The organism is Micromonospora sp. NPDC047753 (assembly GCF_040642735.1).
Lineage (GTDB): Bacteria > Actinomycetota > Actinomycetes > Mycobacteriales > Micromonosporaceae > Micromonospora.
In genome coordinates this window covers 1-10085 of record NZ_JBEYSL010000232.1, presented here as the reverse complement: position 1 = coordinate 10085, position 10085 = coordinate 1, and the positions used below count along the sequence as shown (strand labels likewise).

The following is a 10085-nucleotide window of genomic DNA, read 5'->3' as shown; positions in this document are numbered from 1 at the left end:
GGCACGCAGCTCGCGGACCCGCTCGGCGATCAGGTCCGGGCGGATCGGCTCGGCGTACACCTCCTGGCGCCGGTCTGGCCGCCGACGAGGGCGTCCGGCGGCTCGCCGCCGCCGGACGGTCCCGCGCTCCCGTCACCGGCCCCGGCGGCCTGGACGAGGTGCTCGGGGTGGTGCACATCCGCGACCTGGTGCGGGCCGGAACCGCTGAAGTGGGTGAGCGGGTCCAGGCGCCGCTGCTGCTGCCGGTGACCCTGCCGGTCGCCGACGCGATGCGTCGGCTGCGCCAGGAGCATCAGCAACTGGCCCTGGTCGTCGACGAGCACGGGGGCATCGACGGCATGATCACCATGGAGGATCTTCTGGCCGAGGTGGTCGGTGAGTTGTACGACGAGACCGACCGGGACGTGCACGGGGTGGTCCGGGAGCCGGACGGGTCCCTGCTGGTGCCCGGTGACTTCCCGCTGCACGACCTGCCCGACCTGGGGGTGCGGCTGAGCTTCCCGTTGTCCCGGGACTACACGACAGTGGCTGGTCTGGTGCTGGCCCGACTGCGGCACCTGCCGGACTCCCCGGGTGAGACGGTGCGGCTGCCCGGTCTGACCCTGCAGGTGGTGGAGGTCGCCGACCGGGCGGTGCGCCGGGTGCGCCTCTGCGGGTTCGTCACCGAGCGCTGAGCGTTCACCCAGAAGGCTGACAAAAGGTCCAAATCGACAAGGCGGGGAACGCGGTACGCCTACGGTGCCAGACGTGAAGGACCGAGGGTTGCGTACGTTCGTCACGGTGCTGGCCGGCCTCGCGGTGATCTACTTCGGCAGCGCCGGCCGCAGCCCCGAGGAGGGCCGTGGCATCTCCGGCGGGGTGGTGGTCCTGGCGCTGCTCGCCGCGTTGCTGGTGTGGCACCTGACCCGGCCGGGGGACAAGACGGTCAAATGAGCGCCTCAACGGGCGGCGACCCGGGTGACCTCACCGGCGGACTCCTCACCCAGCGCCACCCGTACCAGCGCTGACGCGAGCCGGCCGAAGTCCGGTTCGTCGACGAGACCGGCGAGCCGGTCCGGGGACCCCGGCAGGCCCAACCGCTTCGCCCCGGCCAGGGCCCGACGGTCGGCGTACGGGCGCACGTCCGACCAGACGGTCTGTGCCTCGCGCAGGTAGATGTCCGCGCCGGTGGGGCCGATGCCGGGGAACTCGGTGAGCCGTCGCCGCAGCCCGGCCGGGTCGCCCTGGGCCTCCCGGTGCAGGCGTCGCAGGTCTCCGTGCCAACGGTCCAGGCACAGCCGGGCGCCGGTGCCGAGCATGGTGGCGGTCCGCTCGTCGTAGCGGCGGTAGTGGCCCCGGCCCAGCGCGTCGACGCGCTCCTGCCACCTGGCCGCCTCCATCGCCTGTGGGGTGCGGTAGCCGGCGGCGAACAGTTCCCGCGCCGCGTCCACCGCCACGCACGCGCGGATCCGGGTGCTCAGCAGCGTGGTCAGCACCAGCAGCTGGTACAGCGGCCCCGGCCGGTCGGAGAGCCGGATGCCGGCCTCCTCCGCGTACGTGCGGCCACGCCGGTCGAGCAACACCCGCACCACACTTCGATCATTGCCCACCCGGTCGGGTTACCCACTTGAGAAGCCGCTAGCCGTCGCACCGCTGGCCGAGGCCGGAATGCCATCGGGGCGGGCGGGTATGCCGACTGTGGAGGCGGCTTCTGCCGCCTGCCGTACCGGAGGGAGACACCCCGTGACGAACCCGCAGCAGCAGGAGTTGCGCCGCAACGCACTGGGCGCCACCAGCCAGGACAACAAGGGCCCCGCCCCGGGCGGGCATCCGGCCAACCGCGGCTCGTCGCGCGGTGACGCCGGTCGTCCGGTGCCCAAGGGGCAGGTGTCGCCGTACGGCCCGGCCGGTGAGCCGGTGGCCGAGGACGACAGCGACACCCGCTGACGGACCTAGCGACCGCGGCCTGGCGGCCGTCGCAACCTGTTCCAGGTGGCTCCCGACCGGAGAACATCGCCTGCCAGGACTGCGGTGACGCGCGACCGCCCGCCGAGTGGCAACCCGGCGACGTCGCGGCCACCCCGTGGCACACCCAGGCCATGCGAAAGGGCCCGGACGGGGTCTGGACCTTCACTACTCCGCTGCCGGCAGGCACCTTCCGCTACGCGTTCATCCACGACTGCGCCAACGAGCTCGCCACCGGCTGCGCCCTGCACGACGACCCCGCCAACCGCTGGCAGATCCAGCCGCAGTACCCGGGAGCGCCCGGCGCGGTACGCAGCACGATCTACGTCCCTACCAGCAAAAAGTTCCCGACGTACGACACCGGATACCAGGCTCCGGTCGCCAGGGCCGGCCGGCTGGAGTCCCGGCGGTACGCCTCGCCGCTGTCGACCAACCCGGCGGGAGTCCACGACATCGTCGTCTACCTGCCACACGGCTACGACCCCAACCGGGCCACGCCGTACCCGACCCTCTACCTGAGCCATGGCAGCGGCGACCACTCGACCGCCTGGACGATGCAGGGCGTTGCCCACCTCATCCTGGAGAACGCGATCAAGGAGCGTGCGGCGCAGCCCATGGTGATCGTGTCCACCGACTTCAACGGCCTCCCCGGTGGCACGAGGGCTACGTCAACGAACTACGGAACAACATCTTCCCGTTCGTCGAGCAGAACTACCGCGTCTCGACCCGGGCGCAGGACCGCGCGTTCGCCGGCTTCTCCGCCGGTGGCAGCCGGGCGTACACCATCATGTACAACCACACCGACCTGTTCGGCTACCACGCGGCCTGGAGCGCGGGCGGTCCGGCCGCCACACAGGCCCAGGTCGACAGCATGAAGGCGGTGGCCGGCGGCATCATGATCGGCACAGGGCTGCAGGACCGGCTGGGCAACATCGCCGAGAACTCGCAGCGCAACGCCGCTGCCCTGCGCACCGCCGGCGTCGAGCTGGACGAGTACAACGTGCCGGGCGTGCACACCTGGCACGTGTGGCGTCCGTTGCTGAACCACTACCTGCGTACGCTGACGTTCCGGGCCACGACCACCGACCTCGTCGTCACGACGTCACCGGCGGGCGGCTCGCACCACACGAAGGTCACCGCCACCGCGACGGTCGGCACGGTCAGCACCAGCACGTCGGCGCCCTCCGGCACTGTCGACTTCTACGTGGGTGACACGCACCTCGGGTCGGCCCCGGTGCACGACGGCGTCGCCCGGCTGAAAAAGACCGTCCATGGTGAGCTGAACGCGCCGGTGGTCGCCCGCTACCAGGGCGACAGGCTCTTCAACGACTCCCACAGCACCCCGCTCGAGGTCCGGTAACAGCCGGCTCGACACCGTACTCCCTGTGGTGGGGAAGCCCCGGCCGCGCGGCCCCTGGTGAAGCCAGGGTGTGCGCGGCCGGGGCACGTCCGGTCCATTCGTCAGCCGGTCACGGGGTCGTGTCGGTGGCGCGGAGTCGCAGCATGGTCCAGGACGCGGGTGGAAGAGTCAGCTGCACGCTGGCGTCGGCGCCCCGTGCCGTGCCGTTGGAACGCGGCGCGGCGTGGTCCGGACCGTCGGCCGTGTTCTTGGCGTGCAGGTCGGTGCCGCCGACGGTGACGCATTCGACGATGTCGCTGACCTGCGCGCCGGCGACGTCGATGGTCACTTCGGCCGGGGTGTCGAGGGCGCGGTTGACGAGGAAGACTGTCATCTCCCCGGTGGTGTCGTCCCAGGTGGAGACCGCGTCGACAGCGTCGATCTCACCGTAGCGGTCGGTGGTCGTCGTGCTGCCCTCGCGCAGCACGTCCAACACCGTGCCCTGGGCGTGCCGGGCGGTGCGGGCGAAGGGGTGGAAGATGGTCTGCCGCCAGGCCGCGCCGCCCGTCTCGGTCATGATCGGTGCGATGACGTTGACCAGTTGGGCCTGGCAGGCCGCGCTCACCCGGTCGCTGTGCCGGAGCAGGCTGATGAGCAGGCCGCCGACGACGACCGCGTCGGCAACGTTGTAGTGGTCCTCCAGCAGGGGCGGCGCGACCGGCCAGTCCTCGCCGCTCGGGGGCGTGGACGGGGCGGCGGACTGGTACCAGACGTTCCACTCGTCGAACGCGATCATGATCTTCTTGGTCGACCGACGGATCGCTCCGACCGAGTCGGCGATGGCGGTGACGGCGTCGATGTACCTGTCCATGTCCTCGGCCGAGGCGAGGAAGCTGGCCAGGTCGTCGTCGACCGGCTGGTAGTACGCGTGCAGCGAGATCAGGTCGACGTCGTCGTACGCCTCGGTCAGCACGTCGCGTTCCCAGCTGCCGAAGGTCGGCATACCGAGGTGTGAGGAGCCGCAGGCGACGAGTTCGAGATCGGGGTCGAAGCGTCGCATGGCCTTCGCGGTCTGTGCCGCGAGTCGCCCGTACTCGGTCGCGCTGCGCTGACCCACCTGCCACGGGCCGTCCATCTCGTTGCCCAGACACCACAGCTTGATGCCGTACGGGTCGACAGCGCCGTTGTCGCGGCGTTGGTCGGCGAGGTGGCTCCCACCGCGGTGATTGGCGTACTCGAGCAGGTCGACGGCCTCGGCGGTGCCACGGGTGCCGAGGTTGACCGCCATGATCGGATCCACACCGGCCTTGCCGACCCACCTCATGAACTCGTCGAGCCCGAACGCGTTGGTCTCCAGGCTGTGCCAGGCGAGGTCGAGCCTCGCCGGGCGTTTGTCGACCGGACCGACGCCGTCCTCCCAGCGGTAGGAGGAGACGAAGTTGCCGCCGGGGTAGCGGACGGTGGTGACGCCCAGCTCGCGCACCAGCGCGAGGACGTCGCCCCGGAAGCCGTCGGCGTCGGCCGTCGGGTGCCCCGGCTCGTAGATTCCGTTGTAGACGCAGCGCCCCAGGTGCTCGACGAACGAGCCGAAGAGTCGACGTGGCACCGGTGCGACGCGTCGGCGGGGGTCCAGGGTCAGGCGGGCCGTGTGCACGCTGTTGTCCGGCGCGCTGTCGAGGTGGGTGTTCAGGGCTGGCTCCCTTCGTGCGGGTCCGACGCGACAGCACTGCTCGAACGCCGGGACCGAGGGGTGGTGGAGGCAGTGTGAGCTCTGGACAACGTGATCGTCTTCGATTACGTTCTCGATCTATGTAAACGTTACCGATTACGTTTACGTAAGGGAACATGGCACCTGGATCAATGTCCGGCCGGCACGCCCTCCGGGGCAGACCGCCACAGCTGACCTGGTGTCCCGCTCCCGCCCGCCTCGCCGCCACCGCTTAGTCGCCACCGCTTCCCGGCCGTCGTCCGCAGCGCGCGGCCAGGCCCCGGTGGCGTGGTGACCGACGAGGCCGAACGACCAGCTTGTCGCGGTGATGGGGGTGACCGGGTGACCACTGTTGAGCCGGAGATCGAGGCGACCTACGCGGATGCGACAGCGTCCGTCGATGATCGGGTGTCCGACCTGCTGGCCCGGATGACCCGTGAGGAGAAGCTCGCGCAGCTGGGCAGCACGTGGGCGTTCGCCCTCTTGGAGGGGGGTCGGTTCGCCGCGGAGCGGGCCCGACCGATCCTTCGACACGGCCTGGGGCACGTGACCCGCGTCGCGGGCGCGACCAGCCTGAAGGCGGCGCAGGTGGCGCGGGCCGCCAATGCGATCCAGCGCTTCCTGGTGACCGAGACCCGGCTGGGGATCCCGGCGATCGTGCACGAGGAGGTGTGCTCGGGGGTCATGGCCCGCGAGGCGACCATCTTCCCGCAGGCGATCGGCGTGGCGAGCACGTGGGCGCCGGAGCTCAACCGGCAGCTGGCCGACGCCGTTCGCGCGCAGATGCGCGCCATGGGAAGTCACCAGGGGCTCTCTCCGGTGCTGGACGTGGTGCGCGACCCTCGGTGGGGCCGGACGGAGGAGACCTACGGCGAGGACCCGTACCTGGTGTCCCGGATGGGGGTGGCGTTCGTTCGGGGCCTGCAGGGCGCCGACCTGACCGACGGCGTCCTCGCCACCGCCAAGCACTTCGTCGGTTACGGGGCGTCCGAGGGTGGGCTGAACTGGGCACCGGCCCATCTGCCGCCGCGCCTGCTGCGCGAGGTGTACCTGTATCCGTTCGAGGCGGCGGTCCGCGACGGCGGGCTCCAGTCGGTGATGGCGGGCTACCACGAGCTCGACGGCGTCCCGTGCCATGCCAACCAGGAACTCCTCGCCGACGTCCTGCGCGGGCAGTGGGGGTTCACCGGCAGCGTGGTCTCCGACTACTTCGCCGTCAACGACCTCCACTCGTACCACCACTTCGCGCAGGACAAGCGGCAGGCCGCGACGGTGGGCCTCGGCGCGGGCGTCGACGTCGAGCTCCCGGCGACGGACGCCTACGCGGACGCCCTCACGCACGCCCTCGACGGCGGCGAGGTCAGCGAGGCCCGGCTCGACGAGTCGGTCGCACGAGTCCTCCGGCACAAGATCGAACTCGGGCTCTTCGAGAACCCGTACGTCGACGAGGACGCTGCCTCGACGTCGGCCAACGCAGAGCGGCACCGGGACGTCGCGCTGGAGATCGCCCGCCGCAGCCTCGTCCTGCTCAAGAACGACGGCGTCCTACCGCTGCTCGGGGGCACCGGAACTGTCGCGCTCATCGGCCCCAATGCCGACGACGCCCGGCACCTGCTCGGTGACTACTCGTTCGCGGCGCACATCGAGGCGTTGGTCGAAGCGCGCAAGCGGCGCGGCCTGCTCGGCGAGATGATGACGATCCCGGACGATCTGGAAATCGACGAGAGCACCGGCGGTGTGCCCACGGTGCGCGACGAACTCGTGGCACGGCTGGGTGACCGGCTGCGCTTCGCGCCGGGCTGCGACGTGCTCGACCCGTCGACCGAGGGGTTCACCGAGGCGGTCGCGGTCGCCGCGGCGGCCGATGTCGCGGTGCTGGTACTGGGTGACCGCTCGGGACTGACGCCCGGGGCCACCACCGGCGAGTCGCGGGACCGGTCCAGTCTGGACCTGCCGGGCGTGCAGGAGGAGCTGGTCCGTGCCGTCGTCGCCACCGGCACACCCGTCGTGGCGGTGCTCGTCGCCGGCCGACCGGTGGGCAGCGACTTCCTGCACGAGGAGTGCGCCGCCGTGCTGATGGCCTGGTTGCCGGGGGAGACCGGGGCGCAGGCGATCGCCGAGGTGCTGCTCGGTGAGGTCAACCCGAGCGGAAAGCTGCCGATCTCGTACCCCCGAAGCGTTGGTCAGATTCCCGTGTTCTACGGCCACAAGGTGTCCGGCGGGCGGTCACACTGGCACGGCGACTACGTGGACTCGCCAGTCGCCCCGCGCTACGCCTTCGGTCATGGCCTCGGGTACACCTCGTTCGTGATCGAGGACGCCGTCGTGGACAGCGCCGAGGTCCGCGCCGGGGACAGCGTCGGTGTCGAGGTCACTGTCGCGAACACCGGGCACCGGGCGGGGGAGCAGGTAGTGCAGCTCTACGTCCGCGACCCACAGGCCACGATCACCCGGCCGGTGCTGGAGCTGAAGGCCTTCGCCCGCGTCGAGGCCGCCGCCGGCCAGCGGGTGGCGGTGCGGTTCGCGCTCCCCACCGGCCAGCTCGGTTTCTACGACCGGAGCATGGCCTACGAGGTGGAGGCCGGGCAGATCGAGGTGTACGTGGGCTTCTCGGCTGCCGACCACACCCATGCCGGCACTTTCGTCATCGGTGCCGACTCGGACCGGTCGACGTCGAAGGTCTTTACCGGGACCGTCGAAGTTCGGCAGCTGTGATCGTTCACCCGGGTCGGGGAATGGTTCTTGACGGAGCGTGCCGTCCTGTTGTCGACGGGTAGCACCGACGCGGAATCGGCCCCCACTTCGACCCCTGGCAGACGATGCCGATTGCGTTATCCGCAACGGCATCCGAGGATCACCAGCAACCTCGCCGACCTCCACTTAGGGCAGCCCATTCGAGAGGCCGGGTAAGGGTGAAGAGGTCTTGTGTTCGTAATAGTTCTCAGTTACCTTGGCAACATCCTGGAAACGTAACCGATAACGATTGCAGTCCAGAGAGAGCGGCATGATTGAAGTCAATGCGCCGGTGACAATGAGTGATGTCGCCCGAGCTGCTGGCGTTTCCACCGCCACCGTCTCGCGCGTCGTCAACGGGCATTACGGCGTCAGCGCTCGCACCGTCGCTCAGGTGCGCTCCGCCATCGAACAGCTCGGCTACGAGTCGAGTCTGGTGGCGACCAGCCTCCGGCGCAGCCGCACCAACGTTCTGGGCCTCGTGGCGCACAGCTTCCAGTCGTACACGGCGGAAGTGCTCAAGGGCGTGATGAAGGCGCTGAGCCGCTCGGGCTTCGATCTGATCATCTACGCCAACAGCGACCTCTACGGGTCGTATTCGGAGGGTTGGGAGCAGCGGCACCTGACCCGCCTGTCGGGCACCCTCACCGACGGGTGCATCGTCGTGACGCCCTGGGGTGACATCCGGAGCCGGACGCCGGTCGTGGCCATCGACCCGGTGCGGGGCTCCACGGCGCCCTCGGTGATGGCCGACAACCTCGCGGGCGCCACCACCGCGGTCGAGCACCTGGTCGACCTGGGTCATCGGCGCATCGGGTTCATCGCCGGCCGCGACAGCCTGGCCTCGGCCTGGTCGCGGGAGGAGGGATACCGCGCCGCGCTGACCAACGCCGGCATCCCGGTCGACCCGACGCTCATCGGTCGAGGCGACTTCAACCCCGAGTCGGCGACTCCGTTGGCGCGTGACCTGCTGCGACGATCGGAGCCGCCATCGGCGATCTTCGCGGCGAGCGACGGGATGGCCCTGAAGGTTCTGGAGGTCGCCCGGGAGCTGGGGTTCTCGGTGCCGGGGGACCTGTCCGTCGTCGGCTTCGACAACATCCCCGAAACGGCGTCGACCCAGCCGGGTCTGACCACAGTGGACCAGTCGATGTATCAGCTCGGGTACGAAGCCGCGCGGATGCTCAAGTCGCTGGTGACCGGTGAGTGGGACGAGCCGAGCCAGATCGTGCTTCCGACAAGCCTCGTCGTGCGCGACTCGACCGCACCACCCAGGAGCGCGGCACGGCCATGACCTCAGCCCACTGGTGCGCGAGCCGGATCGCTCCCGACGCAGCGATCACGGCAGGTGCGCCCGTGGCGGCAGCCTGAAGGAGGTGTACGCAGCACGCACGGCCAGATCCACCGTTGAGTTGAGCCGGTCAGACGGGTCGCATCCGCTGCCGGCGCATGAAGGGAGTGGAGTGTGGTTACCGGACAGTATCACGGGCGCTTACGCCAGTTAGGCGTACGCCGGCGACTCTCGGCGGCGTTCACCGCCGGGGTCATCGCCGCCGCGGCGGTGCTCCTCGCGCCGCAGCCAGCTGCGGCGGACACGCCGTGGCTGGATGTCTCCGCGGACCGCTACGCCACGTTCGCCGTCCCGGCGGCGTACGTGCAGGAGAACCTGGGCACCGTCTCGCAGGTCGTCGTCGAGGGAAACTTCGGCCCGTCGGCCAGCTGGGCGGAGTTCGGTCTGACCCGTCGGGGTGACGTGTGGTCGGGTGTTCTCGGCGCCTTGGAGCCGGGGCTCTACAACTACCAGCTCACCGCCGACGACACCTTGACCATCAAGGACCCGACGAACAGCACCAGTGTCGCGTCCAACCCGCTCCTGAGCACCTTCCTCGTCGCGGGTGACTCGGCACGATGGCTGCTCGACGCCCCGGCCGGCACCGGCGGAAAGATCGAGACGCTGACCTATCGGGCCGGGAACGCGCAGCGCTCCGCCCTGGTCTGGACGCCACCGGGTTACGCGGCCAAGGGCCCGAAGGGTTACCCGGCGCTCTTCCTCCAGTCGGGGGACGGCGTGGCAGCCACCGACTGGCTCGACCTCGGTCGAGCCAAGCAGATCCTCGACAACCTCTCGGCCGCGGGCGTCATCCGCCCGATGGTGGTGGTGATCAACGATGTCGACGGCTCCGACGACAAGGGTTTGAAGGACCTCCGGAAGGCGGTCACCGACAGGTACCGGGTCCTTCGCGACCCGGTGCACCAGGCCATCGCGGGCGTGTCCGACGGTGCCGGGTTGCCGTTCTTGTCCAGGGCGAAGCCGATGAACCAGCCGTGGTCGGGCCGGTCCGGAGCGGACTGGGCGGTACC

9 protein-coding genes and 1 pseudogene are annotated in these 10085 nt (G+C 70.2%); 7 read left to right on the top strand and 3 right to left on the bottom strand.

What is annotated here, in order from left to right; translation table 11 throughout:
* A partial coding sequence (locus ABZ749_RS19865) for a transporter associated domain-containing protein (protein WP_357229784.1) occupies nt 1–674 on the top strand: 674 nt, incomplete at its 5' end.
* Nucleotides 675–747: 73 nt separating this feature from the next.
* The gene (locus tag ABZ749_RS19860; RefSeq protein ID WP_036410487.1) at nt 748–933 is read left to right on the top strand and encodes a hypothetical protein; all 186 of its coding nucleotides are present in this window, start codon (nt 748–750) and stop codon (nt 931–933) included.
* 5 nt (nt 934–938) lie between these two features.
* Here ABZ749_RS19860 and ABZ749_RS19855 read toward each other — a convergent pair whose 3' ends face one another.
* Entirely contained in the window at nt 939–1589 is a 651-nt protein-coding gene (locus ABZ749_RS19855; RefSeq protein WP_357229782.1) for a hypothetical protein, read from the bottom strand.
* A gap of 133 nt (nt 1590–1722) precedes the next feature.
* On the opposite strand from ABZ749_RS19855, the gene ABZ749_RS19850 reads away from it, so the two are divergent.
* Nucleotides 1723–1926, top strand: a complete 204-nt coding sequence (locus ABZ749_RS19850) for a hypothetical protein (RefSeq protein WP_355007565.1) — start codon at nt 1723–1725, stop codon at nt 1924–1926.
* A 340-nt stretch (nt 1927–2266) separates the two neighbouring features.
* Here ABZ749_RS19850 and ABZ749_RS19845 read toward each other — a convergent pair whose 3' ends face one another.
* A complete protein-coding gene (locus ABZ749_RS19845) occupies nt 2267–2398 on the bottom strand; it encodes a hypothetical protein (RefSeq protein WP_357229788.1) in 132 nt (43 codons plus the stop codon).
* Between the two features lie 93 nt (nt 2399–2491).
* On the opposite strand from ABZ749_RS19845, the gene ABZ749_RS19840 reads away from it, so the two are divergent.
* Nucleotides 2492–3304, top strand: a complete 813-nt coding sequence (locus ABZ749_RS19840) for an alpha/beta hydrolase-fold protein (RefSeq protein ID WP_357229786.1) — start codon at nt 2492–2494, stop codon at nt 3302–3304.
* A gap of 109 nt (nt 3305–3413) precedes the next feature.
* Here the strand turns inward: ABZ749_RS19840 and ABZ749_RS19835 are convergent, their stop codons facing one another.
* Entirely contained in the window at nt 3414–4937 is a 1524-nt protein-coding gene (locus ABZ749_RS19835) for an alpha-N-arabinofuranosidase (protein ID WP_357229780.1), read from the bottom strand.
* Nucleotides 4938–5333: 396 nt separating this feature from the next.
* Between ABZ749_RS19835 and ABZ749_RS19830 the strand changes: the two genes are divergently transcribed.
* From ABZ749_RS19830 to ABZ749_RS19820, 3 genes and pseudogenes are all read left to right on the top strand, one after another.
* Nucleotides 5334–7706, top strand: a complete 2373-nt coding sequence (locus tag ABZ749_RS19830; RefSeq protein WP_357229778.1) for a glycoside hydrolase family 3 N-terminal domain-containing protein — start codon at nt 5334–5336, stop codon at nt 7704–7706.
* Nucleotides 7707–7995: 289 nt separating this feature from the next.
* Complete coding sequence (locus ABZ749_RS19825) at nt 7996–9018, top strand: LacI family DNA-binding transcriptional regulator (RefSeq protein WP_357229776.1); 1023 nt, start codon at nt 7996–7998, stop codon at nt 9016–9018.
* Between the two features lie 171 nt (nt 9019–9189).
* A pseudogene (locus ABZ749_RS19820) lies at nt 9190–9849 on the top strand (esterase); the annotation flags it as partial.
* Between the last annotated feature and the right edge of the window lie 236 nt (nt 9850–10085).

Bases quoted from the DNA above. Each gene is read 5' to 3' on its own strand.
- ABZ749_RS19845 (WP_357229788.1), bottom strand. From the start codon at position 2,398: ATGTCGTGGACTCCCGCCGGGTTGGTCGACAGCGGCGAGGCGTACCGC.
- ABZ749_RS19825 (WP_357229776.1), top strand. From the start codon at position 7,996: ATGATTGAAGTCAATGCGCCGGTGACAATGAGTGATGTCGCCCGAGCT.